Annotated in this window: 26 protein-coding genes; 9 read left to right on the forward strand and 17 right to left on the reverse strand. The window is 63.9% G+C overall.

Annotation, left to right across the window (positions count from 1 at the left end; all coding sequences use genetic code 11):
• Positions 1-62 precede the first annotated feature (62 nt).
• Positions 63-845 carry a hypothetical protein gene (locus tag ACLM42_RS04000; RefSeq protein ID WP_415399820.1) on the reverse strand — a complete coding sequence of 261 codons (783 nt, stop codon included), beginning with the start codon at positions 843-845 and terminating at the stop codon, positions 63-65.
• A gap of 62 nt (positions 846-907) precedes the next feature.
• Between ACLM42_RS04000 and ACLM42_RS04005 the strand changes: the two genes are divergently transcribed.
• From ACLM42_RS04005 to ACLM42_RS04025, 5 genes are all read left to right on the forward strand, one after another.
• Positions 908-1,651, forward strand: a complete 744-nt coding sequence (locus ACLM42_RS04005) for a TerC family protein (RefSeq protein ID WP_415399821.1) — start codon at positions 908-910, stop codon at positions 1,649-1,651.
• Between the two features lie 5 nt (positions 1,652-1,656).
• Entirely contained in the window at positions 1,657-2,004 is a 348-nt protein-coding gene (locus tag ACLM42_RS04010) for a DUF6464 family protein (RefSeq protein WP_415399822.1), read from the forward strand.
• Positions 2,004-2,651 (forward strand): hypothetical protein, encoded by a 648-nt coding sequence (locus tag ACLM42_RS04015; protein WP_415399823.1) that lies wholly within the window; start codon positions 2,004-2,006, stop codon positions 2,649-2,651. Before ACLM42_RS04010 ends, ACLM42_RS04015 begins: the two co-directional genes overlap by 1 nt.
• Before the next feature lie 208 nt (positions 2,652-2,859).
• Positions 2,860-4,104: a DEAD/DEAH box helicase gene (locus ACLM42_RS04020; protein ID WP_247911930.1), complete on the forward strand. Its 1,245-nt coding sequence runs from the start codon at positions 2,860-2,862 to the stop codon at positions 4,102-4,104.
• 6 nt (positions 4,105-4,110) lie between these two features.
• Positions 4,111-4,896, forward strand: a complete 786-nt coding sequence (locus tag ACLM42_RS04025; RefSeq protein ID WP_415399824.1) for a DnaJ domain-containing protein — start codon at positions 4,111-4,113, stop codon at positions 4,894-4,896.
• On the opposite strand, the gene fmt is transcribed toward ACLM42_RS04025, so the two are convergent.
• The 11 genes from fmt to ACLM42_RS04080 form a co-directional block, all read right to left on the reverse strand.
• Positions 4,893-5,924, reverse strand: a complete 1,032-nt coding sequence (fmt, locus tag ACLM42_RS04030) for a methionyl-tRNA formyltransferase (RefSeq protein WP_415399825.1) — start codon at positions 5,922-5,924, stop codon at positions 4,893-4,895. The two genes, ACLM42_RS04025 and fmt, sit on opposite strands and share 4 nt — an antisense overlap.
• A 9-nt stretch (positions 5,925-5,933) precedes the next feature.
• Positions 5,934-7,307, reverse strand: coding sequence for a TldD/PmbA family protein (locus tag ACLM42_RS04035; protein WP_415399826.1), 1,374 nt, complete (start codon positions 7,305-7,307; stop codon positions 5,934-5,936).
• A 1-nt stretch (position 7,308) separates the two neighbouring features.
• Complete coding sequence (locus ACLM42_RS04040; RefSeq protein WP_247911929.1) at positions 7,309-8,661, reverse strand: TldD/PmbA family protein; 1,353 nt, start codon at positions 8,659-8,661, stop codon at positions 7,309-7,311.
• A 205-nt stretch (positions 8,662-8,866) separates the two neighbouring features.
• Positions 8,867-9,964, reverse strand: a complete 1,098-nt coding sequence (acsF, locus tag ACLM42_RS04045; RefSeq protein WP_247911175.1) for a magnesium-protoporphyrin IX monomethyl ester (oxidative) cyclase — start codon at positions 9,962-9,964, stop codon at positions 8,867-8,869.
• A gap of 78 nt (positions 9,965-10,042) precedes the next feature.
• Entirely contained in the window at positions 10,043-10,471 is a 429-nt protein-coding gene (locus ACLM42_RS04050) for a DUF2996 domain-containing protein (protein ID WP_415399827.1), read from the reverse strand.
• A gap of 44 nt (positions 10,472-10,515) precedes the next feature.
• Positions 10,516-11,019, reverse strand: a complete 504-nt coding sequence (locus ACLM42_RS04055) for a hypothetical protein (RefSeq protein ID WP_247911173.1) — start codon at positions 11,017-11,019, stop codon at positions 10,516-10,518.
• A gap of 20 nt (positions 11,020-11,039) precedes the next feature.
• Positions 11,040-11,678: a flavin prenyltransferase UbiX gene (locus ACLM42_RS04060; RefSeq protein WP_247911172.1), complete on the reverse strand. Its 639-nt coding sequence runs from the start codon at positions 11,676-11,678 to the stop codon at positions 11,040-11,042.
• Positions 11,679-11,682: 4 nt separating this feature from the next.
• A complete protein-coding gene (locus ACLM42_RS04065) occupies positions 11,683-13,980 on the reverse strand; it encodes an RNB domain-containing ribonuclease (RefSeq protein ID WP_415399828.1) in 2,298 nt (765 codons plus the stop codon).
• Positions 13,981-14,122: 142 nt separating this feature from the next.
• Positions 14,123-14,437: a TMEM165/GDT1 family protein gene (locus ACLM42_RS04070; protein ID WP_247911170.1), complete on the reverse strand. Its 315-nt coding sequence runs from the start codon at positions 14,435-14,437 to the stop codon at positions 14,123-14,125.
• A 5-nt stretch (positions 14,438-14,442) separates the two neighbouring features.
• Entirely contained in the window at positions 14,443-14,796 is a 354-nt protein-coding gene (locus ACLM42_RS04075) for a TMEM165/GDT1 family protein (protein WP_247911169.1), read from the reverse strand.
• Positions 14,796-15,176, reverse strand: coding sequence for a YkgJ family cysteine cluster protein (locus ACLM42_RS04080; RefSeq protein ID WP_415399829.1), 381 nt, complete (start codon positions 15,174-15,176; stop codon positions 14,796-14,798). The genes ACLM42_RS04075 and ACLM42_RS04080 overlap by 1 nt, the downstream gene beginning before the upstream one ends.
• 116 nt (positions 15,177-15,292) lie before the next feature.
• On the opposite strand from ACLM42_RS04080, the gene psb30 reads away from it, so the two are divergent.
• On the forward strand, positions 15,293-15,400 hold the full coding sequence (gene psb30, locus ACLM42_RS04085) for a photosystem II reaction center protein Ycf12/Psb30 (RefSeq protein ID WP_010317475.1): 108 nt from the start codon (positions 15,293-15,295) through the stop codon (positions 15,398-15,400).
• Positions 15,401-15,474: 74 nt separating this feature from the next.
• On the opposite strand, the gene recJ is transcribed toward psb30, so the two are convergent.
• Positions 15,475-17,415 carry a single-stranded-DNA-specific exonuclease RecJ gene (recJ, locus tag ACLM42_RS04090; RefSeq protein WP_415399830.1) on the reverse strand — a complete coding sequence of 647 codons (1,941 nt, stop codon included), beginning with the start codon at positions 17,413-17,415 and terminating at the stop codon, positions 15,475-15,477.
• A gap of 101 nt (positions 17,416-17,516) precedes the next feature.
• Between recJ and ACLM42_RS04095 the strand changes: the two genes are divergently transcribed.
• Both ACLM42_RS04095 and ACLM42_RS04100 read left to right on the forward strand, forming a co-directional pair.
• Positions 17,517-18,278 (forward strand): HAD-IA family hydrolase, encoded by a 762-nt coding sequence (locus ACLM42_RS04095; RefSeq protein WP_415399831.1) that lies wholly within the window; start codon positions 17,517-17,519, stop codon positions 18,276-18,278.
• A complete protein-coding gene (locus ACLM42_RS04100; RefSeq protein WP_247911165.1) occupies positions 18,275-18,619 on the forward strand; it encodes a DUF565 domain-containing protein in 345 nt (114 codons plus the stop codon). Before ACLM42_RS04095 ends, ACLM42_RS04100 begins: the two co-directional genes overlap by 4 nt.
• Before the next feature lie 72 nt (positions 18,620-18,691).
• Here the strand turns inward: ACLM42_RS04100 and rpmF are convergent, their stop codons facing one another.
• On the reverse strand, positions 18,692-18,868 hold the full coding sequence (gene rpmF, locus ACLM42_RS04105; RefSeq protein ID WP_185187802.1) for a 50S ribosomal protein L32: 177 nt from the start codon (positions 18,866-18,868) through the stop codon (positions 18,692-18,694).
• 127 nt (positions 18,869-18,995) lie between these two features.
• Between rpmF and ftsH the strand changes: the two genes are divergently transcribed.
• On the forward strand, positions 18,996-20,810 hold the full coding sequence (ftsH, locus tag ACLM42_RS04110; protein ID WP_371820660.1) for an ATP-dependent zinc metalloprotease FtsH: 1,815 nt from the start codon (positions 18,996-18,998) through the stop codon (positions 20,808-20,810).
• Here ftsH and ACLM42_RS04115 read toward each other — a convergent pair.
• The 3 genes from ACLM42_RS04115 to thrC form a co-directional block, all read right to left on the reverse strand.
• Entirely contained in the window at positions 20,807-21,790 is a 984-nt protein-coding gene (locus ACLM42_RS04115; protein WP_415399832.1) for a cupin, read from the reverse strand. The two genes, ftsH and ACLM42_RS04115, sit on opposite strands and share 4 nt — an antisense overlap.
• Before the next feature lie 106 nt (positions 21,791-21,896).
• Positions 21,897-22,172, reverse strand: coding sequence for a MoaD/ThiS family protein (locus tag ACLM42_RS04120; RefSeq protein ID WP_415399833.1), 276 nt, complete (start codon positions 22,170-22,172; stop codon positions 21,897-21,899).
• Positions 22,173-22,207: 35 nt separating this feature from the next.
• Positions 22,208-23,488, reverse strand: coding sequence for a threonine synthase (gene thrC, locus ACLM42_RS04125; protein WP_247911162.1), 1,281 nt, complete (start codon positions 23,486-23,488; stop codon positions 22,208-22,210).
• Positions 23,489-23,610: the final 122 nt, after the last annotated feature.

A 23,610-nucleotide genomic window follows, 5' to 3' on the forward strand; every position in this document is an offset into this window, starting at 1 on the left:
CTCCTGTTATTACTCCTGTTACGGTTTTAAGGTCACCCTCAAACTGCTGTCTGCAGGCGGCTTCATGACGCCTTTGCAAGGGTATCTTCCAGTTGCATGTTGAACTCCAACAGCTGCTCATCACTCAATTGCTGACGGCTGCTGAGTTTGAACTGCTGCTCAAGGGCCTGCCGGCCGCGGTTGGCATCCCACTGCAAGGCAGCGAGCAAGTCATCGCTTTGGCTAAGTAGATCGCGCCGCCGCAGGGGAATCGAGGCTGCGGCTGGGTCAGTGCTGGGCTTGAGGTCCCTCAGGCTGCGGACATAGGCCGCCAGGTCGGTGTAGTTGGTGATTCGGTTGCGGCTGGGGTGGCCGAAGGCCCGCTGCAGATAGGTCCCCTCTTGGTTCCTGTCCCACCCCAGTCGTTTGAGCTGGATGTCGATTTCAGCGAGTTCGTCGCTCCAGTCCTCAGGGTCGGCGGCGGGTTCATGCGGTTCAGCGGTAACAGCAGGCGCTTCGGGTTGGGATTGTGCCTGGGGCAGGCTCGGCTGAATCGTCTCAGCAGTTGGAGCTTGCGCCTGGATCGCTTCGGCTGAGTCCTCAGCAGGGGGGCGCCGCACGACGGGGTGCCGCACGGGGGCCTCGGGCTGCGGTGGCGGATTCGGAGGCTGGTGCTGCTGGGCAGGGGGTTGATTCAGGCGAGCTTGCAGCCTCTCGAGGGCTCTCTCCTCCGCGAGCTCGGCACTCTCCGCTTCCCCCAGGGCACTGCCCAGGCAGCTGGAACCCTGCCAGGCGCTGAGCTGAACCACGCGCTTGCCGGCCTCGGCGTGCACCAGACGCGCCCGAAAGGACAGGCTGCTCTCCATGCTCTGGATCTCGGTTCCGCGTTTCTACACTGGCTGGCCTTGGAATCCTCTGCAGCAACTGAATGGAAGCGGAGTCAATTCCATCCCTCTCACCCCTGATCCAAGCGGCCGATCAGTGGGGTGAGTTGCTGCTGCTCTTGCCGCTGCTGGTGGCCCTCGAGGCGGTCCTCTCGGCTGACAACGCGATTGCCCTGGCGGCGATCTCTCGCCGGCTGCATGACCCGAAACTGCAAGCCCAGGCCCTGAACCTGGGCCTGGGGCTTGCTCTGGTGTTCCGCTTGGTGTTGATCGCGGCGGCCCGGTGGGTCCTGGACTTCTGGCCGCTGCAGATGCTGGCGGCGGGCTATCTCCTGTGGCTTTGCGTCACCAACTTGAGGCCGGGCGACTCTCAGGCGAAGGAGGAGCAGGGCCAAGGTAATGAACCCAGCGCAGAGGTGGCCCAGAAGGGGCTCTCGGGGGTGGTGGTCACCCTGGCGTTGACGGACTTGGCCTTCTCGCTCGACAGCGTTGCTGCCGCGGTGGCCGTCAGCGACAACCTGCTGTTGGTCATGACCGGTGGGGTCTTGGGGGTGGTGGCCCTGCGGCTGACCTCCGGGCTCTTTATCCGTTGGCTCGAGGTCTACCGCCATCTCGAATCAGCGGGCTATCTGGCGGTCGGTCTGGTGGGCATCCGCTTGCTCCTTCGCCTTTCGGCGCCCCAATTCGTTCCTCCTGAATGGGGGCTGCTTGGGATCGTGGCCCTGCTGTTCGCTTGGGGGTTCTCTAAGCGCAACAGCGAGCCCTTGGCTGAGGAAGTGGAGGGTTAAGGCCGATGCGCGTTGAACTGCGTCAGGCCGGCAGTAACCAACTGATCGATCGACTCGAACTGGAGGATGTGCCCCATCCCGGGCGCTGGCTAGAGCTGCCTGAACGGAGTTATCTGGTGCTGCAGCGCCATCACCGCTATCAGCTGCGGGACGGCCGCTATGAGCTCAGCTCGATCGCCCTTCAGGTCAAGGCCCAACGTCGCCCGGTGGATGCCCGGTGGTGGCAGGGGCGCTGGGTGATTGGCGACCCCAGTTGTCAATTCAATGCCCGCTCTCCGCTGCTTCGTTGCGCGGTTTTGCCTGCGGGTCCCTGTGAGCGCTGCGCTCACCACAGTTTGCGCAGCGAGAGTTGATGGACTGGACCTGGCACCGGGGAATCGTGGCCGCTGGCCATGGGGTGGCTTCGGGATCGTCGAGCGACAGCCCCTATCCCGCCGGCACCATTGCTCTTCAGTCTCCTTACTTTCTGCAGGGGGGATTGGACCTCTCCGGTTGCGTCCAGGGGACGATCAATCTTGATTTCCCTGGCTGTCGCTGGGCGTTGCGTCAGCCCGACTGGTGTTTTGAGCAGTTGGAATTGACGCCACTGCATCCGCCAGAGACCTTTTCCTTCTGGCGTGTTCTCCTCCGCCAGAGCTCAGGCAAGCAGCTCGAGGGGTGGATCTACTACCCCCATCCGGAGACCAAGGTCCGCCATTTCCAACGGGACGGCCGCCTGGAGCTGTTGGCACCGTGGCTGCCAGAGCTGACGGTGGGCTCAGCCCTGGAGTTGGCTGTGGATCCTGCCCGTTGCCAGTTGATTCCGGTCGCCCGCTTGCGGGCTCGCCTGCTGGAGTTCTTGAAATTTCGGGTCCTGGCGGCCCAGGAGAGCTTTTTTCTGCAGGAACTCCCGCTGCTCCGCCAATGGCTGGATCAGCACTGGCCGGAAGCCTCGGTTCTTAGTGATGCGGAGGTGCAGCTCAGCCTCGAGCAGGCCAGGCAGCTGTACACCGAGTCCTGAGCCGTAGGGTGAAGCTTCGTGAGGTTTGCTTATCTCCTCCCCCGATCGTTCTCCCCGGCGTCGGAGCCGGCCGGCTCCGGTGAAGCGGTTGCCTACGGCAGGCGCTGCCGCGGCGGCGCCTGCCGTGGCCCTGCCGCCTGTGGATGAGGAGCAGCTCGCGGCGTCCCCCTTTACGGCGCTCGGGCTGGGTCGGCCGATCGTTGAGGCCGTGCTGCAAAAGGGCTACAGCCAGCCCTCATCGATTCAGCAGCAGTGCATCCCGGCTGTGTTGGCGGGTCGGGATGTGATGGCGGCTGCCCAAACCGGCACGGGCAAAACCGCTGGGTTCACCCTGCCGATGCTGGAGCGGCTGCGCCATGGTCCCCATGCCCGGGGACGGATTGTCCGGGCTTTGGTCCTGACCCCAACTCGCGAGCTGGCGGCTCAGGTGGCCGACAACGTCAAGGCCTATTCGAGGAACCTGGACCTGCGTTCCGATGTGGTCTTTGGCGGGGTGAAGATCAATCCCCAGATCACGCGCCTGCAGGCCGGAGCCGATGTGCTGGTGGCGACGCCTGGCCGCTTGATGGATCTGGTGCAGCAGGGGGCGATCAGCCTCGATCGCGTCGAAATCCTGGTGCTCGATGAAGCCGATCGGATGCTCGATATGGGCTTCATCCGCGACATTCAAAAAATTCTGCGCTTGCTTCCCCCCAAGCGCCAAAACCTGCTGTTCTCCGCCACCTTCGAATCCTCGATTCGCAGGCTGGCAACGGGCCTGCTGCATGAGCCCGTCCAACTTCAGGTCACCCCTGAGAACCGAACGGCGACCACGGTCGAGCACATCCTTCACCCCTGCGACATGGGGCGTAAGGCTGATCTGCTCTGCCACCTGATTGCCAGCAATGACTGGCAGCAGGTGCTGGTCTTCTCCCGCACGAAGCATGGAGCCAATCGCGTTGCCGAACGCTTGAGTGCTGAGGGCATGGCGGCTGCCGCGATCCATGGCAACAAGAGCCAAGGGGCCCGCACCCGTGCCCTGGCTGGCTTTAAGAGCGGCGAGTTGCGGGTTTTGGTGGCCACCGACATCGCCGCCCGCGGCATCGATATTCACCAGCTCCCCCATGTGGTGAACCTCGATCTGCCGAACCAGGCAGAGGATTACGTCCACCGCATCGGCCGCACAGGCCGGGCTGGCCACAGTGGCCATGCCGTTTCCTTGGTGGCCGCTGAGGAGCACGAGCTGTTGCGGGCGATTGAACGCCTCACGGGCAAGAAATTGCCGAAGCAGGAGATCCCGGGCTTTGAGCCCACGGTGCTCTCGGCACCTCCCTTGGATCTCAGTGGTGGGCGCGGCCGCTCCAATCGCGGTGGGTCCAGTCGTGGCCCTTCCTCAGGACGTCCTGGAGGGGGGCGGAGTGGGGCAAGCCGCGGAGGGCGCCCAGCGGCACGCTCGTCCTCGCGCCGCGGCTGATCTTGCGTGGGATTTGATCCCAGGCGCTGGTCCGCAGAGCCTCGGCCCCAGCAGCGGGTCACCAGCAACGTCGATGCGCTGCTCCAAGAGAACGAGGCCCTGAGGCGGGAGGTGCGTCAGCTGCGCCGGCAGTTGGAGTCGCTCCGCCAAAGGCCTGAACCGAGCCGGCAGCGCTGGCGATGGCAGGAACCCGCAGAGCCCGACCCGCTTGTGTGTGCTGCCCAGGTGGAGCGTTGGGGAGTGGCCCTGGCGGAGCAGAAGGGCTGGTCTGTTTTGCGCCTGGCGGGATTGGAGCAGCTCATTGAGCAGCTGAACCGCAGTAGTTTTCTGCCGCAGCTGACGCTGCAGCAGCGCCTGGATCACCTGGTGCCCGGACTTGGCCGGGACCTGTTCGCGGCGATCCCAAGCCCTGTCAATAAGAGGCGCTGTGCCGTATTGGCGGCTTTTGCCCTCTATGGCGTGAGCGCGATCGAGTGGCTCGATGACGATCCCCAGCGTGTCGTGCTGGAGCTGCGTCAGCGGCAGGGCCAGAGCAGGGGTGGCGATCGCAGGACCCGCAGTGATCAGCGCCACACGGATCGCCAGAGCAAGCCGGGGAGCTCAGCCGATCCTCGTGGCCGTGATGCCCGAACGGTGGCGGCTCTTCAGGTCTTGGGGTTGGAGTGGGGGGCGTCCAGGCAGGCCATTAAGCAGGCCCATCGCCGGTTAGTGAAACAGCACCATCCAGATGTGGGCGGAGCGGCTGAAGCGTTTCGTCGGGTCAACGACGCCTATCAGTTCCTTGTTGCCTAGTCGCCGAGGCGATCGCCGGGGACCGCCCCGAGTTGCTGGAGCAGCTGGGTTCCCTGACTGGCGCTTTTCCCTTCCAGCTGGGCCTCTCGAATCAGGAGGGGACAGCCTGAGCTGGCCACCACCAGGCCAGTGGCCTCGACGCACTCCAGCACGGTTCCGGGTGTGTGGGTCGAGGTCTCACCTGGGTTGAGTCCCCAGCGCTCGGCCAGTGCTGAGGCTTCCGGGCTCAGTTCCCCAGATCGACGCTTGATCAGGGGTTCGCTGGAGAGCACCTTGAGGCGTTTGCCCTTCCAGCTGCTGGCTGCACCGGGATAGAGCCCCATCACCTTGCGGTGGATCTCCAGGGCCGAAGCCGTCCAATCCAGCTGGAAGTCCTCTTTCACAAGCATCCGGGCGTAGGTCATTCCCTCGTCCGGTTGGCTGCGAACCCCTAAGCGCTCCAATCGGACCTGTTCAGGACCCGCTCCAGCTGCCTCGATCAGGGGCAGAGCTTCCACCAAAAGCTCTCCGGTGAGCCGTGCCAGCCGTTCGGCCAGTTGGTGGGCGTTCTCCAGTAGACCGATCGGGATGGCGCGTTCAAGCAGCACCGGTCCGGTATCGAGTCCCTCCTCCATCGCCATGATCCCGACACCCGTTTGTGCGTCGCCTTCGATCAGAGACCACTGAATTGGACCGGCGCCGCGCCAGCGGGGGAGCAGGGATCCATGGCCGTTCCAGCAGCCCAGGGGCGGTTGCTGCAGCACCTCCGGCGGAAGGATCTGGCCGAAGGCGACCACGATGTAGACATCAGCCCCTAGTTCGGCCAGCTGCCGTTGGCATTCGGGATCCTTTCGAATTCGCTCCGGGGTGAAGACGGGGATCTTGAGTTCAGTGGCCCGGACCTTCACTGGTGAGGGCACGAGCGCCTTGCCGCGCCCCCGCCGACGGTCCGGCTGGGTGACGACCCCGACGAGTTGGTGTCCGGCTGCCACCAGCGCATCGAGACTGATGGCGGCATAGGCCGGAGTACCCCAGAAGAGGATCCGCATCGCTTGCGTTTAGGCCTCGCCGGTGATCGAGAGCCCCTCCACCCAGACCATCGGGCAAAGCCCGTCGGGGGTCACCTTGGCTTCGCCTTCGAAGCCGACGATGGCGTTGAGCACCTGACGGATATCGCCAGCCACGGTGGCCGCTTCGATCGAACGGGCTTCCCCGCCTTGGATCAACCAACCATCGAAGGGGAGGGAGAAGGACCCTTGACTGGCCTTGACGCCCGCATGCAGGGCGGAGAGGGAGTCGATCCAAATGATCGGCTGATCGGCCTTGAAGCGATCTAAGCCGCTCTGCCCTCCGTCGCTGCCAGGGGTGGGGCCAATCTCAAACCAATCGGGACCGACGGAGACCTTGGCGCCCAAGCCGGCATGGCCGGTGGGTTCAACGCCAAAGGCGCGCGCTGTGGCTTCGGAGTGCAGGAAGTTCTTCAGCACTCCGCCCTCCAGCAGGGCCAGCTTGCGGGTGGGGGTTCCCTCGCCGTCGAAGTTGGAGGCGCCGATGTTGCCCGGGTGCAGCCCGTTGTCGTGGATCGAGAGGAAGGGCACCGCCAGGCTTTGGCCGATGGAGTCCCTCTGGCTCAGGCTCACTCCATCCAGCACCGAGCGGGCGTTGAAGAGGTTGCTGAAGGCGCCGACCAGATCCAGGAAGGCTTCAGGACTGAGAACACAGGTGTAGCGACCGGTTTCCACCGGTGCGTAATCCAGGTGGCTGATGGTTCGCTCGGCGGCCTCGTCAATGCAGCCGGCAATGTCGAGGTCTGAGGCGCCGTAGGCCAGACGGACGGCTCCGGAGCTGCGCGGTTTGCGGCCGCTCTCCTCGGCTCGGGCATAGAGGTAGATGCTGGCGGTGGTCATCTGCTGCTGGCGGCAGGCCCCGTCGCTGTTGAGGTAGATCCGCTCGCTGCTGCGCTCGGCCAGGCCGTTGTAAGGAACGGTGCTGATGGCCTGATGACGTCCCAGAAGATCCCGTTCAGCGACCTTCAGCTGCTCAAGCAGCTTGAGGATGCCCTGGGGCTGATGCAGGGGTTGATCCAGGCTTGTCAGGGGAGCCGTTGCCAGGGGTGAGAACGATGGGGTCTCACTGGCATTGCCGAACGAAGCGGCGTCTCGGGCTCCTGAGAGGGCGCGTTCCAATCCACTGGGGGAGAGATCGGAGGTGCTGGTGGTGCCCACCAGGCCATCGCCGTTCCAGACGCGGATCGTGATCGAGCTGCGCTGGGCTCCCTTGAGCTGCTTGGGTTCCCCGCGGTCGACTTGGACGGAGGTGTCCGTGCTGCAGGCCGCTCCGAGGTCCCACTGACGGATGCCGTGTTCGTTGGCGATTCCCTCCAGTTGGCTCCGGAGTTGTTCGGCGTTGAGGGTTTGGTTGGTGTTGCTCATTTCAGCGGCCCCCCACGGTGATGGAGTCGACCTTGATGTGGGGTTGCCCCACGGTCACGAAGATGCTGCCGCTCACGGAGCCGCAGAAGCCGGCTGCCAGCTCGAGATCGTTGGCACACATGGAAATGCGAGGCATCACTTCCTTGGCTTCGCCGATCAAGGTGGCGCCCTTCACCGGTTTGGTGAGCTTGCCGTCCTCAATCAGGTAGCCCTCTTCCACCGCGAAGTTGAACTGACCGGTGGGGCCGACACTTCCGCCGCCCATGGATTTGCAGTAGAGGCCGCGATCCACCGAGGCAATGAGGTCCTCCGGTTGATGGGGGCCTGCTGCGATGTAGGTGTTCCGCATGCGGCTGGCGGCCGCAAAGGTGTGGCTCTGGCGACGGCCGCTGCCGGTCCGTGCATGGCCCGTGCGCAGTTCGCCAGCCCTGTCGCTCAAGAAACGCTGAAGGACGCCGTTCTCGATCAGCACCGTGCGCTGCGCTTCTAGCCCCTCGTCATCCATGGACAGGGAGCCAAAGGCGCCACCGGTCAGCCCCTCGTCGATAGCCGTCACGGCCTCGTGGGCGATGGGTTCACCCACTTTCTCGGCGAAGGGTGTGGTGCCGCGCTCCACCTGGGTGGTTTCCAGCAGGTGCCCGCAGGCCTCGTGGAAGATCACGCCGCCGAAGCGATTGGCGAGCACCGCCGGCATCTGGCCGGCTTCGACGTAGTCCGCATAGAGCATGTTTCCGGCGCTCGTGCAGACCTCATCGGCGGCCTGGGCCACATCCCACTGGCGAAGATTGTCCGGGCGATCAGAGGTGCCGTACCGACGCCCCACCCCGGCGCGGTGATCACCATCGGCGGCCAGGACATTGAGGCCCACGGATTGATGGAGGCGGATGTCCCGTCCAAAGGTGCCGTCACTGGCGGCCACCATCACTTCCTGCCAGTCCCGGGCATAGCTGCCCCGGCGTGCCTGCAGATGCTTGCCTTTTTGCTGCAGCTGGGCCGTTCCTTCGAGCAGTTTCTGGGTGGTCTCGGTTAGCTCGGGACAGCTGCTGAGCCAGAGACCTTTGTCCAGGGCAAAGTCCCTGAGGGCCGGTAAACCCTCAAACCCGCTCAGTCCTGCCCCTTGGACATCCAGCCCCAACATTCCCAGGGCCTGGGTGAGCGCTGTGGATAGTCCGGCTTCGCTGAGGTCATTGGTACTGACGAAGCCGTCGCGCTGGTCCCGGAAGACCCGGATGCCTGCGCCCATGCCGAAGGCGGGAGTGACGCTGGTGATCGTGTCCTGTTCAGCGAGAACCCCGATGTGGTCGGTCCGTTCAAGAAAGATCTCAACGAGATCAGCTCCGGCGGCTTTGCCCATCGCCAACAGGGACTCGAGGCGGGGACTCCAGCGCTGATCAAAGGGGCCGAGCAGCAGCTCTGCGTGGGACGGGATGGAGGCAATCACGCGGGTTGTCGACAGATGGGCATGGACGGCTGCAGGCCATCACGGTCCTAGCAAGAAGGCCCTGGCCGAAGCGACCAGGGCCTCTCCCCCGAGGGGGAACTCCGGATGAACGGAGGGATCAGCGCACGGCGGCTTGGTAGTTCTCGCTGCGAATGGGATTCATGAAGAACAGCTTGGCCATTTCGCCGGCGTTTGCAGCCCAGTAGGGCAGCTTGCGGAGGGCCTTGAGCGGAGCCGGAGCATTGCCCTGATCGGCGGCACTGAGTTTGTCGTTGTTGCGCACCAGGCGCTCAAGACGCGTGTAGAACTTGGGATGGTCGACGTTCAGAACCACGGGGAAGACCCGGGCGGTGGTCTCGTTGGTCTTGGCGATCACGTACTTGTCGTACTCGCGAGCGTCGAGGCCGAGGGCTTCGTAGAACTCCTTACGGGCCACGTCACGCACGTACATCGTGGCGAACACAGCAAGCAGGAAGAAGCGGCACCAGAGGCGGGCGCGCAGGCCCGTGACGCTCTTGGGCTGGGCCTTCATCAGGGCGTCAAAGAAGTCACCATGACGGTTCTCGTCTTGGCACCAGTTCTCAAAGAAGTTGAAGATCGGGAAGATCTTGCTGTCGGGGTTCTTCTCGAGGTGGCGGAAGATCGCGATATAGCGCCAGTAGCCAATCTTCTCGCTCAGATAGGTGGCGTAGAAGATGTATTCGGGCTTGAAGTAGGTGTAGGCCTTGCTCGCGGTGAGGAAACCGAGGTCCAGCTGCAGACCGAAGTCGCTCATGGACTTGTTCAGGAAGCCAGCGTGGCGGGCCTCATCGCGGGCCATGTGCGCGAAGCACTCGGCCAGCAGGGGATTGCGCTCTTTGATCCGGCGGCTCAGCTCTTTGTAGAGCAGAAAACCGGAGAACTCGGAGGTGCAGCTCTGCTCGAGGAATTCGACGAAGACCTTGCGGGTCTCGGGATCGAGCTTGTCGGCGGCGCCTTCGAACTCTTCGTTGCGGACGAAGTGATGACGGTTGTAGTCCTTCCGGAACTCCTCGCAGATGGCTTCCAGCTCATCGGCGTTAGGGCTGAGGTCCATGGCAGCCATGGCCTCGAAATCCGTGGTGTAGAACCGCGGAGTCAGGATTGTGTCCTTGACCGGATCTTTGGTGGCCGGTGCATTGGGCGTGCCGATGGCTGTTGCGGCGTCAGATGAGGCAACGGCGGTGGGAGGCACCATCGGGCAGCTTGAGCGGAGCAGATCCCATCGTAAGCGGCTTCGGTGTCAGCCCGTTGACCGCCTTCATCACTCGCAGGCTTAGTTCGCCCCCAGCCATTTCTGACCGTTGAGCCGTTGCACCAAGCGGGAGACCAGCAGCGCCTGAGTCATTTTTTTCTCATCAATCAAGAATGACTCCAGCAGGCTGGGTTCACTTCCGGCCTCTGCCAGGGCAATGGTCTTGGCAGAGCTGATCGACTCACTGGTGAAACAGAGCCAGAAGCGACGGCCGCTGGGCAGGGTGCCTTTGACCTGCCAGCAGGAGCTGCCGACGACAGGCATGGGGCCCTGCTCGAAGCTCAGGCTGCAGTTGGGACCGCCGTAGGCCTCGATTTCCTTGGCCAGCGCTGGAATCAGCAGATTCGGGACGAAGTCAGCGAAGGGTTTGTCTTCTGGGGCTGGGGGCTTCGCGGGCTTGGCTGGCTTGGTGTCTGCCGCCTGTGGTGCGGGTTTGGCGGAATCGGTCACCGGCGAAGGCCTCAATCCAGACGTTGGTGAACTTTAGGGAGTGCTCACCAGTCCTCAGGGCTGCTGTTGCCCCAATCGTCTGGATCAGCGGTGCTCACCGGAGCTGCCGCAGCGCTGACGGGCTCCTTGCTTGGACTTTGTTGACTTCGCCGAATCACGCGAAAGGGAACGGAGACGGTGGGCGCAGGTTCCGCTGCCGCGCGGCTGGGTCCTGCCCAAGCGCTGGGGGGACGCTCGGGTTCTGCTTCAAAGGCCCAGTCTTCGCTCTCGAAAGGGGGGCGGCCCTCTCTGGCCTCAGGGTCAGGGCGGCGGCGTACCGAGCGTCTGGGCAGGATTTGAGGGCCTGATCCTTGAAGGGCCAAGGCAGCGCCGGCAGCGCTGAGGCCGGCCCCCAGGCTGGAGGCTCCCGCCAACCAGAGGCCCAGGGGCAGAGCTGGGGAGGTCCAGGTCAGGACGCGCACCGTGACTGCGGGTTTGGTGTTCAGGCCCCCTACGACCAGGGTCGCCAGGAGCGGCGAGAGCAGCGGCAGCAGCAGGATGCGTTTCAACACAGGGGCGATGCAGTGCCTCAGGGCTGGATCGGCCCGGTCCAGCGCTGCAGCTGACCAAGCTCATATCCGAGGCAATCGAACACGCGAATCACCAAAAAGTCCACCATCTCGTCGAGGGATTGCGGCTGGTGATACCAGGCTGGGGCTGGGGGTGCGATCCGTGCTCCCGCCTCCGCCAGGGCGGTGAGGTTGCGTAGGTGGATCAGGTTCCAGGGGGTTTCTCGCGGGCAGATCACCAGCGGCCTTCCTTCCTTGAGATGGACATCGGCGCACCGCTCCATCAGGTCAGTGGCGACCCCCGAGGCGATGCGGCCGACGGTCCCCATGGAACAGGGCAGGATCACCATCCCGCGGGTGCGATGGCTTCCACTGGCAATGGACACGGATTGGTCGTTCCAGCGGTGGCAACGCAGTTCACCGGTGCTGCAGCCGCTGCGCTCCCGCCAGAAGGCCTCCTGGGCCGATGGCTCGTTTGGCACCCGCACCCCCAGCTCCGCTTGCCAGACGCCGATGGCACCGCGGCTGACGATCAGATCCACAGACTCCCCGGCCTGCAGCAAGAGCTGCAGAGCCCGCTCCGCAAGGGGTTGGGCACTGGCACCCGATACCGCCAGAACAATGGGCAGCGGCGCTGCCTTGGCGCTGCTGTCACTCAAGGGTTCAGTCCTCGCTTCCTGCTTCGGCGTCGCTGGGCTCTTGGGTGTCTGAATCCTCGGGGGAGAACTCTTCGTAGCCCTCAGGCAGGACGACGGCCAGATCGATCTGGTGTCGCAGTACATCCACCTTCTGGATGGTGACCTCCACCTGGTCGCCCAGCATGTAGGTGCGGCGGTTCTTGCGACCCACCAGCTTGTTCTGACGGGAGCGGTATTCGTACCAATCGTCCTTCAGGGAGCTGACATGAACCAGGCCCTCGACGTGGGAGGGCGGCACCTCAACAAAGAAGCCATAGCTCTGGACGCCACTGATGACCCCGGTCAGGGTTTGGCCCACAAGTGGTTCGGCCTGGCGCGCCTGGGCCATGGCCAGGGCATCGCCCTGCAGCTCGCTGACAAAGCGGCCGCGCTCATTCAGGCGATGCAGCAGTGCTCCGGTGAGTCCCTCGTCGACTGGGCTGAGCTGGCTGCCGGTCAGTAGGGGCCAATCGATGACCCCGTGGCTTTGATCGGAGGCGATGTCGACCCGGGTCTTGTGGCGAACGGAGGGACGATCCTTGCCCTCGCTCAAGAGCAACACCAACAGGTGCTGGTTCCAGAGGTCGGCGTAGTGGAGGGCTGCGCAGCACCACGGGGCATAGGCCTGGTCTTCAGCAGCCAGGGTGTTGATGCCGGGCTCTGCGTAGAGGCTCACCGGTTTGAGCGGGTCCCGCAGTTGCTGCAGCAGCACGCGCGCACGATCGCTCGCGGCAAACGCCACGGCTAGTTCCTGGGCACTGGCGTTGCCATCGGCGGAGAGTTCCAGGGGAATCTCCAGGGCCAGAGCAGCCTTGGCCACGTCGTTGAGGGCTTCGGCCTCAGGGGCTGCATTGACGGCATAGATGGCCGGCAGCTCCAGAGCGGCCATGTGCCGTCCAAAGGCCCGATGGGCCTGCAGGACCATTTCCCGTAGCAAGCCAGCGGGGGAGAGGGCGGGATCAAGCTGAATCATCCAGCCCTGGCGGCGTTCATCCGGTTCGGGGATGGACAGCTCACCCAGTCCCTCGAGGCTGGGGATGCCCAGATCTAGATCGATCGAGCCTTGGCTCAGGCGGTTCTGCCTCAGGGTCTGGGCTAGGGCAATCAGCTGCTCCAGGAGTGGCAGCTGATCCTTGAGCGATTTCAGGGCAGCGGGTGTCGTTCGTGCCTTGGGCTTGCGATCGGCCAGGGCCTGCAGGGCTTTTGCATCGACCAGGCCATCGGCGGAGATGGTGCTGCGGCAGAAGCGGAAGTGCTGCAGCTCACCCTCGGCGTTCAGATCAAGGGCGACCGAGAGCGCTGCAGCGGGGGTTCCGGTTTTGAAGGCCGCTGCTTTGGTGGTGGCGCTGGGGAGCAGCGGTAGCCAGCTGTCACCCACGCACAGGGCTTCGCTGCGCTCCCGCAGGAACAGATCGAGGGCGCTACCAAAGCCCACACGCTCGGCGATGGCGGGGGCGTGAACCCAGAGGCGCTGACCGTCCTCCAACGACTCCAAGGAGACCGCCGGCAGGAGCGGGGAATCAGCACTGCCCCAAAGCTGGAGCAGCAGGGTTGGCAGGGCGGTCAGGTCATCCCGCGTTTTGAGGTCGGGGGCTTTGGCGCTGCTCTTCGGTGCCACCGGCAGCTCGCGCAGACCGTGCTTGGTCAGCAGCAAATCCAGATCGGCTTCCGGACCGGCATTGACCGCGAGACTGCGGGCCACATGACCCTCGGGGGGAAGTTGCCCCACGGGGTAGCGGTCCAGCTTGACTTCCACCACGGCTTCCGTGGCGGGTTTGAGGTGCTCACTGTCACCGGCCGGCAGGTTGATCGCCGTCAACAGACGATCGTCCAGGGGCACGGCCACAAGCGTGTCGTTCTGCTGCTCCACCTGGGCGAGCAGGCTCGTGGTGTTGCGCTGGAGGATGCACTGCACACCACCTTCCGGTGAGCGCCGCCGCCCACCTTCGCGCGTGACCCGCACCAGCACCCTGTCGCCGTTCCAGGCGTGATTGAGCTGGTTGTCGCGGATGTAGATGTCTTCGCCACCGTCCTCGCGCAGCGCGAAGCAGAAGCCTTTGCTGCTGCAGCGGAGCCTGGCTTCGATGAGGGACTCGTCCTCGATGCGGCTGATGCCCTCTTCGGCTTCTTCGAGCACCCCGACCCGGGCCAGGGCACTCAGGGCAATGCTCAGTTGTTCCTTGTCGGCCTTGGTGCTCAGGCCGAGACCTTTTTCGAGCTTGCTCAGGCTGAGGGGCTCCTGCTTCGGGAGCTGCTCAATGAGGTCCGCGACCGTGAACTTCATGGCTTTTCGGGAGGGCTTCTGCGGAGCGGACAAGCCCCAGGGAGATGGAGGTTCTGCGTGCCGTAGGCATCACACGAAGACGGCCAACGCCTTCAAGCAGTGCTGCACCTCTCCATCTTACTCAGCGCCTCAGGTCGGTCCGCTAGGCGTCATCCGTTGCTTCGGTCGCAGCGCCTTCGTCCTCTTGGCCGGCCTTCAAGAGCAGCCGGCCTCCAATCACCAAAAATCCCACCGAAGCCGCCAGCTGCAGCGCGTCTGTTGGGATCACCGCGGAGAGGGAACCGCCAGCGCCAGCACCGAGCAGGCTCGCCAGGACAAGGGCACTGGCACTGCCCGCGAAGACGGCACCGCTGCGGTTCGAGGTGCCGCTGATGGTGACGATTGCCAGTTGGGTCTTGTCCCCTAGCTCTGCGAGGAAGACGGTCAGGAAGGTCGAGGCCAGAAGAGGGAGTTGCATGGCAATCAGGCCAGGGGGAACATGCTGAAGGCGGCCTGCCGGCCAAGCCAGAGCCCCAAGCCGATCATCAAGATGCCGGCCAAGCGCTCGAGCTGGCCGGGGGGCAGCACCCGCGAGAGCCAGCGGCCGAGAACAACGCCCACCAGGCTGGAGCTGATCAGGGCGAGGGAGGCTCCAATGAACACCAGGACTGGGCGTCCGGATTCCGCCGAGAGGAGCAACGCGGCTAATTGCGTCTTGTCCCCGAGTTCCGCCAGAAACACGGTGGTGAAGGTCGTGAGGAAGACCGCACCAAAGCTGGCGGCTTGATCCTCTTTCTTGGGATTGGGCGTGTCGCTGCTAGGGGCGGACTCAGGCATCAGGGCTGGCAATCGTTGTCTTCAGCGGGCTGGCGGATCGCCTGCTCGAAACGCTTCATCACCATGCCACGACCGCCGTGTTCGCAGCGGATTTGCTGTCTGCAACAGGCGATGGCGAAGTCGTTGGCCTCCTCGTCAGGCACCTCAAACAAACGGGCAAGGTTCTCCACGCGGCAGAAGACGGGCCGCTCGTCGTAGATGCGGCAGCTGCTGGAGCCGGTGTCGAAGTGGATGCACCAGCCGTCAGGCCCCACCATCGAGAGATAGAGCTGCTGTTGTTCTTCGTTCAGGGCTTCCAGGGCCTCGTTCCGCTCCCCTGGGTCAAGCCGGCAGCAGGAGCCGCAACCACTGATGCAGCGCCATTGGAGCGCCTCAGTCATGGTTCAACTCCGTGGTGCTGTGACAACCCGTCACAGGAGCGATCCACCCATCAGCCGGACGGGACCGTCTGCTTTTAGGCTTCACCCAACATGTGCAGCTTCCGAGCCGTTCTCCCATGGGAATCGACTTCCACCTGATCGCCAACTTCGCTGCTCTGTTCCTGATCACCCTCGTTGGCCCAGCAGTGATCTTCATCCTCTTCTACCGCCGCGGCGCCCTCTGATCTGAGGGTCTTTCCTGCGCACGGCCTAGAGACAAGCCCCCTTTGAGGTCCGTCCTCGGGGGGCTTTGTTGTGTCTAGGCAGCCAGTCCCATGGCCCGCGCCGCGTCCTGCACCAGGGCTCTGACATAGGGGTGGTTCGCTTTGGGGTGATCGATCTGGAGTGCTTCAAGACGGCCCGGCTGGGCTTCACCGCGTAACTCCTCACCGTCGGCATTGCGGATCACCACGGCGTTGCCATCGCGCCGGACCCAGTAACTGCGCTCCTGACGTTGCAGCACCAGGGCCTCTCCGCTGCTTGGCCGGATTCCGATCAGTTCGAGCTGAAGGGTCTCCTGGCCATTCCAGCGGTTCAGCCTGAGGTGATACGCCACATCCACCTGTTTGGGGAGCAGATGTCCAATGGGCCCCCAGCGCCAGGCCATGGCCCTCACCCGTGCTTCGCCTTGGCGCAAGGTGAGCTGGAGGTGACCGCCCCGCAGTTCCCGTTGTTGGCTGATCGTGCAGCCGCAGCTCCAAAACAGCGGGGTGGGGTTTCCAATGCCGAAGGGTTCTAGCTGTTGCAGTTCACGCCAGAGCGGCCGGTTGATGTCCTCAAGCTGCAGCAGGGCCTCGGGCATGACCAGCTGCAGTCCCTCCCGTTCACGCCAGGCCTGCGCCAGCTCATTCAGCCGTTCATGCAGGGGTGTGACGCGATCGGCTCTGACGGTGAAGCCTCCAGCTGCGGGGTGGCCCCCAAAGCGCTCCAAGAGGTCTCCGCAGGCCTGAAGGGCGGCATCGACGGCGAAGCCCTTGGGCGCCCGCACCGAGGCCCGCATCCGGCCATTCCCCTCAGCGGCGAGGAGGGCGACGGGAGCGCCGTAATGCTCCACAAGTCGAGCCGCAACAATGCCAATCACCCCGTGGTGCCAGTGGCTTTGCGCGAGCAGTAGGAACGGACTGCGCTGGTCCCCATCGGCTTCGGCCAGGGCACGTGCCTCCGCTTCGATCGCATCACAGAGTTCCCGGCGCTGACGGTTCAGGCTTTCGCATTCCCGCGCCAACTCCAGAGCCTGTTCCGCGTCGTCTGTGGTCAGTAGATCCACCACCAAGCGGGGATCGCCAAGCCGTCCGACCGCATTGATACGGGGGGCCAGCTGGAAACCAACGGCACCGGCATCGATTGGCGCATCGTCCATGCCGGCCACCTGCTGCAGGGCCTGCAGTCCCGGTAGGGGACTGTCTTTGAGTCGGGGTAATCCATCCATCAACCAGCGGCGATTGACCCCCTGAAGCGGAGCCATGTCGGCGATGGTGCCAATGCAGAACAAATCCATGGCCATGGCCAGGGCCTTCGCCGATCGGCTGGCTTTCGCCAGGGCCCCGGCGAGGACGTAAGCGATGCCGACCCCAGCCAGGCCTCGGTAGGGGGAGCCCTCTGGGGTGCACTGGGGATGCAGGAGGGCGCTGAGGGGCGGACGCTCCTCGGGGATGGTGTGGTGATCCGTGACGATGACCTCCACGCCCAGGCCATGGGCCCGCTCGAGGGCCTCCCGCGCGGAAACCCCGTTGTCAACGGTCACCAGTAGCCGGATCCCTTCTGCGGCCAGCTCCTCCACCATGGAGACGTTGAGGCCATACCCATCGGCCTGCCGGCTGGGGATAGCCGCTTGCGGTTGGGCTCCTAACTGCTGCAGAACACCGATCAAGAGCGCCGTGCTGGTCATGCCATCGGCGTCGTAGTCGCCGCAGATGGCGAGGCGTTCGTTGGTTTTGCAGGCCTGCTTCAGGCGCTTGACCGCCAGGCCCAAGTCGGGGAAGTGCTGCTTGGGATCAGGGGCTTCCGCGGGGTTCAGCAGGGCCGTGATGGCCGCAGCGTTCGTAAACCCTCGCCTGGTGAGGAGGGCGAGGACGGGCTCCGAGAGCCCCAGGGCCCGCGTTTCGCTGCTCAGACCCTCAAGATCAACCGCTGCAGGGAGCTGCCAGTTCTGGTGCAGGCGCTGGTCCAACAAGCGTTGCTCTGGAGACTCGAGGAGCACGCCTGCGTTTCATCAGCTTTCATTCTGGGCCGTGAGTAGGCCCTGTCCAGGCTCCACCGTCCAGCTCCCTTAGCCTCACCACAGCATTCGGCAGCCCCTTGTTGCGATTGGCCCCCGAGGCTCTTCTCTGGGATGTGGATGGCACGCTGGCTGAGACAGAGCTGGACGGCCATCGCTTGGCCTTTAACCGCGCCATGGCCGAGGCGGGGTTGCCCTGGCAGTGGGACCCCCCCACCTATCTCCAGTTGCTTCGGGTCACCGGGGGCCGTGAGCGGATGGCCGTGTTTCTCGAGCAGCGGGAAGGCCTGCGCCCGATCGATGCTCGCCTGGATGCCCTCCAGCGGTCCAAGCAGGCCCACTACAGCCAGCTGGTGTCGGCCGGTGAGATCCAGTTGCGTCCTGGCGTCCTGCGCTTAATGAAGGCCGCTGCGGCCGCTGGCCTGCGGCAGGCGATTGTGACCACCAGTGGGCGATCGGCGGTGCAGGCCCTGCTGACCCGTCAGCTTCCGCAGCATCGCGATTGGCTGGAGTTCTGGGTCTGCGGTGAGGACGTGAGCACCAAGAAGCCTGACCCCGAGGGCTATCGAGTTGCCCTGGAGCAACTGGGGTGTTCAGCGGACTGCGTCCTTGCCCTGGAGGATTCAGGTCATGGGGTGACGGCGGCCCATGGCGCGGGTCTGACCGTCCTGGCCACCCGCAGTGCCTCTAGTTCCCATGAACCCGACGCACACTTTGCGGCTGCTGCTGCGGTGGTGGACGGCCTTGGAGAACCTGACGCCCCCTGTCAGGTATTGCGGGGGCCGGCTTGCCCTGAGGGCCAGATCACGCTGTCCTATCTCAAGCAGCTCTTCCCAGACGGATGACCCGGATGCCCATTCAGGCCACCCGCTTTGACCGTCTTCAGCGTCAGGGAGCCCAGTTCCTCTGGGGATCGTTCCAGGGCAGTTGGCGCCGCCGCAGTGCCGGTGTCCTGTCCCTGCTCTTTGGCTTCTATGCGGGCCAGAACGTAACCAGCTGGTGGCTGCAGACCATTGGTCAGCGTCCACTGGTGGTTCTCTCGGTGGTCCTGCTACTGGAGCTGGTCGTGCGCCTTCGCACCCGAATCGTTCGGGGACGTCCGCCCCTTGGGTGGCTCGTGCTCGACAACCTCCGGTTCGGCTTGGTCTACGCCGTTGTCCTGGAGGCCTTCAAGCTGGGTTCCTGAGCTCTTGTCTTGAAGTCTCTGCCGCCTCCTTTCAGTGCAGGGAAGCGGCAAAGCAAGCGTTGAGGCCTCAGATCAGGCCTCGTCGCCGTCCTCTTCAGCCACGGGATAGACGAAGCCTTGGGCGCGGCCGCTCAGCACGGCCTTGCCGATGGAGAGAGCCTTCTGCGCTGCCACGGCAGCTTTGCCCTTCCAGGTGGCGTGGCGCTGGTTCCGCTTGCCCTTGGACGTTTTCTTCTTGGGAACAGCCATCCCGCTTACCTAGTCAGCCAAACCAAGATCTTCCCTTGCCGTCTTTCCTTTCGTCAAATGGCTAAGCTCCAGCCAACGACAGATTGATGTGAGCAGCGGCGCGTCTCCGGGTCAGCAAGCGCAGCAGGTGCCCTCATCACAAGCTTCGCCCGCCCCTGGGTCCAGGCGTGCCGAGCTCTGGCGAGATCTGGGCATCAACCGTCCGGCTCCGCCCAGTTACAGCCAGCTGCTCACGCAGCTCAAGAGCGGACAAGTCAAAGAGCTGCTGCTGTCCCCGGCCCGTCGCGAGGTCCAGGTGACCTATGCCGACGGCAGCCGCACCCAGGTGCCGGTCTTCAGCAACGACCAGGTCCTCTTGCGCACGGCCCAAGAAGCGCAGGTGCCCCTGACGGTGCGTGACGACCGCCAGGACCGTGCAACCGCCAGCTTGGTGTCCAACGGCCTGCTGCTGTTGCTGTTGTTTGGTGGCTTGGCCCTGTTGATTCGGCGCTCAAGTCAGGTGGCGAATCGGGCGATGGGTTTTGGCCGAAGCAAGGCGCGCATGGCTGAGCCCGAATCCGCGGTGGCCGTGCGTTTTGAGGATGTGGCCGGCATCAATGAAGCCAAGGAAGAGCTGCAGGAGGTGGTGGCTTTCCTGAAGGAGCCGGAACGCTTCACGGCCGTTGGGGCACGCATTCCCAAAGGAGTGTTGCTGGTGGGCCCTCCGGGTACGGGCAAGACCCTTCTGGCTAAGGCCATCGCCGGCGAAGCCGGTGTGCCTTTCTTCTCGATGGCTGCCTCGGAATTTGTCGAGCTGTTTGTGGGTGTCGGTGCCAGCCGCGTCCGTGACCTGTTCCGGCAGGCCAAAGAAAAAGCCCCCTGCATCATCTTTATCGATGAGATCGATGCTGTCGGCCGCCAGCGTGGTGCCGGAATTGGTGGGGGCAACGATGAGCGCGAGCAGACCCTCAACCAACTCCTGACGGAGATGGATGGTTTCGCCGAGAACTCTGGGGTGATCCTGCTGGCGGCGACCAACCGGCCGGATGTGCTTGATGCGGCCCTGATGCGTCCCGGGCGTTTTGATCGGCGAATCCATGTGGATCTGCCCGACCGGCGGGGCCGCGAGGCAATTCTGGCGGTGCATGCCCGCTCCCGTCCGCTTGAACCGGAGGTTTCCCTGGCGGATTGGGCCAGCCGAACCCCTGGCTTTTCAGGGGCCGACCTCTCAAACCTGCTGAACGAAGCGGCCATCTTGACGGCCCGGCGCGAGCGGCAAAGCATCAACGATGCGGCCATCAGCGATGCCCTTGAGCGGATCACGATGGGGCTGACGGCGGCGCCGCTCCAGGACAACGCCAAGAAGCGTCTGATCGCCTACCACGAGATTGGCCATGCTCTGCTGGCCACCCTGTTGCCCAAGTCGGACGAACTCGACAAGGTCACCTTGCTCCCCCGGGCCGGAGGAGTCGGTGGATTTGCCCGCACGATGCCCGATGAAGAGGTCTTGGATTCGGGTTTGATCAGCAAGGCCTATCTCGAGGCTCGGATGGTGATGGCCATGGGTGGCCGGGCCGCCGAGTTGGTTGTCTTTGGCCCCAGTGAAATCACCCAAGGTGCTTCCAGTGACCTGGAGATGGTGAGCCGGATTGCCCGGGAGATGGTGACTCGCTACGGCTTCTCAGCCTTGGGACCGCTCTCGCTAGAGGGGGAGGGGGCCGAAGTCTTCTTGGGCCGAGATTGGTTGCGTTCAGAGCCGCATCATTCCCAGAGAACCAGCAACCGCATCGATGCGGAGGTGCAGCAGCTGGCTCGCCATTCCCTCAACCAGGCGGTTTCCCTGTTGGAGTCACGCCGGGACTTGATGGACGAACTGGTCAATTTGCTCATTGAGCGAGAGACCATCGAGGGGCCCGATTTTCGGGCTGTGGTCGAACGCCATCAGGCCGCCTTGGCGACCTAGGCAAAGCGGATGTCGAGGCTGCGCAGGTAGGTCTGGAGTCCTGCGTCCTGAATCGGAAGCAGATAGGCCGGATGGCCACTTTCGTTCACGTGGGAGTGCCAATACCCGGGGGGGGTGATGAAGGCACCACCGGCCTGCCAGTTGATCCGTTTCGGATTGCGGATGGTCCCATCGGCATTCAGTTCAGTGCCCACCAGGGTGTAGACCCCTGGCTGGCAATCGATGATCAAGTCCAGGGCCACCGATTGATGGCGATGGGGGGGCTGGGTCGCCGCGGATGGAACGATGCCGTACATCGCCCAAAGCACATGGGTCACCGTGCGGGTGCTTGGGAGATCTCGGTTGGCGAGGAGGAGGCTGATGCGGTTGCTGTTCGCGCTGCCAGGTTTCTGGGCCAGTTTGCGCAGCTCAGAGCGGAGCCACTCGCCCCGGTAGTGGGTGGATTCGAAGCGGGGCTGGCTGGGAACCACGCCCAGGTAGTTCAGCAAGGGGGCGTCGTGCACCCAATAAAGAACGCTGGTGGAGCTCGCCTCTAACAGCGGGGTACCGCCGGAGGGCAGTACGAAGAGGTCGCCTTCGCTCCATTGGATGTTGGTGTCCTGGTCGGTCTCACGGCAATGGCAGATACCGCGACCGGAGAGGACAAAGAACAGCGAACTGGTGGCGCTCGCTGCGGCACGCACACCCTCTCCAGCTTCGATGCGGATGAAGTGGGCAGCGAGGCCGGGGCTGGTCGCGGGACCGCTGGCTCCTAACTCAGCACTGAGGTCCAGAGGGATGATTCCACTGGGTCCGCTGGCGTGGAGCTCGGGTCCCCAGCTGCAATAGGGAATCGGTTCCGTCAGACCGCTGCGGATGGGGTTTGCCGCCTCGCGGTAATCAAACAGTTCGGCCTTGTCTGCCGCAGCCGACTGCTGAAGGTCCTCGCCCTGGACGCTGGGCAGACAATCCATCGATGGACGATCAGGGGTTTGAGTCATCGGGTGACACCAGGTCCAGAGAGAGGTGACTCGAGCTTGAGCCTGCTTCCGTTTGATTCAGTCAGCTTTTGGGGCGTGGTGCTGCAGGAATCGCTACAGCTGGGGGTCAGCCTCCAGCAACGGCGGGAACGATGCTGACTTCGTCCCCATCCTTGAGGGAGGTGGTTTGGTTCTCGAGGAAGCGAATATCCTCGCTGTTCACGTAGACGTTCAGGAAGCGGCGGAGTTTGCCGGCCTCATCGCAGAGACGACCTTTGAGACCGGGGTAGCGGCCGTCGAGCGCATCAATCAGGCTATCCACGCTGGAGGCGTCCAGAGAGACGCTGGCCTCATCGTTGGTGAACTTCTGCAGGGGGGTGGGGATCAGGACCTGAACGGGCATGGCAGGGAGGTGATGGGTTGAGGTGACAGTCGAGATCAGGCCTGCGCTTGATCGGCCTGGGCTTGCTTCCAGGCGTTGTTGAAGCTGTCGAGTTGTGCTTCGATCGTGTAGGGCTTGCCGATGGCATCCACCACGGCCTCAGTGGTCTTCAGGCCGTTGCCGGTGATGTAGGCCACGGTGCGCTCCTCAGGGTTGATCTTTCCCTGCTCCACCAGCTTCTTGAGGACAGCAATGGTGGTGCCGCCGGCGGTTTCGGTGAAGACGCCCTCGGTCTCAGCCAGGAGCTTGATGCCTTCAACGATCTCCGTGTCGTTGACATCGGTGATGTTGCCGCCGGTGCGGTTGGCGATGTCGATGGCGTAGGGGCCATCAGCCGGATTACCGATGGCGATCGACTTGGCGATGGTGTTGGGCTTCACCGGGGTGATGAAGTCCCGACCTTCGGCAAAAGCCTGGGCGATGGGGTTGCAGCCCTCGGCTTGGGCGCCGCTGAAGCGCACGGCCTTCTCATCCACCAGTCCGCACTTGATGAATTCGTCGAAGCCCTTGCGGATTTTGGTGAACAGGGAGCCGGAGGCCAGGGGGGCGACGATGTGGTCAGGGAGTTCCCAACCCAGCTGCTCGATGACCTCGTAGCCAAGGGTCTTGGAGCCCTCGGAGTAGTAGGGGCGCAGGTTGATGTTGACGAAGCCCCAGCCGTAGGTGTTCGCCACCTCTGAGCAGAGGCGGTTGACCTGGTCGTAGTTGCCCTTAACCGCCATCAGGGTGGGGTTGTAGATCAAGGTGCCCAGCACCTTGCCCAGCTCCAGATCGCTGGGGATAAAGACACAGCAATCCAGGCCGGCGTGTGCGGCGATGGCGGCAGTGGAGTTGGCGAGGTTGCCGGTGGAGGCGCAGCTCACCGTCTTGAAGCCCAGCTCGCGGGCCCGGGTCAGCGCCACCGAAACCACCCGGTCCTTAAAGGACAGGGTCGGCATGTTGACGCCGTCATTCTTGATGTAGAGGCTCTTGAGGCCCAGGCGCTTGGCCAGGTTGTCGGCCTTCAGCAGGGGGGTGAAGCCGGTGCCGACATCGATCGGATCCCCTTCGATCGGCAGGAAATCGCGGTAGCGCCAGATGGAGGCTGGACCGGCTTCGATGGTGGCGCGGCTGACGCGGTTGCGGATCGCCTCGTAGTCGTAGACCACCTCGAGGGGACCGAAGCAGACGTCCTCACAGACGTGGCGGGCACCAGAGTCGTAGGCCTGGCCGCATTCCTTGCAGCGCAGTCCGGTGAAGGTCGGTCCAACGCTGGAGCGGGAAAGGGTTGCGGTCAAGTTCAGACCCTGAACGTTGGAAAGAAATTAGCAGCGCCAATTCAGCGACTTGTTTAAACCCGATCTCTTGAGTCGGGTATTTGCCGAGATGCCTGCTGATCCCTAGGCCGCGCCTTGACCGC

The sequence above is a fragment of the Synechococcus sp. W4D4 genome, from assembly GCF_047716805.1.
Lineage (GTDB): Bacteria > Cyanobacteriota > Cyanobacteriia > PCC-6307 > Cyanobiaceae > Vulcanococcus.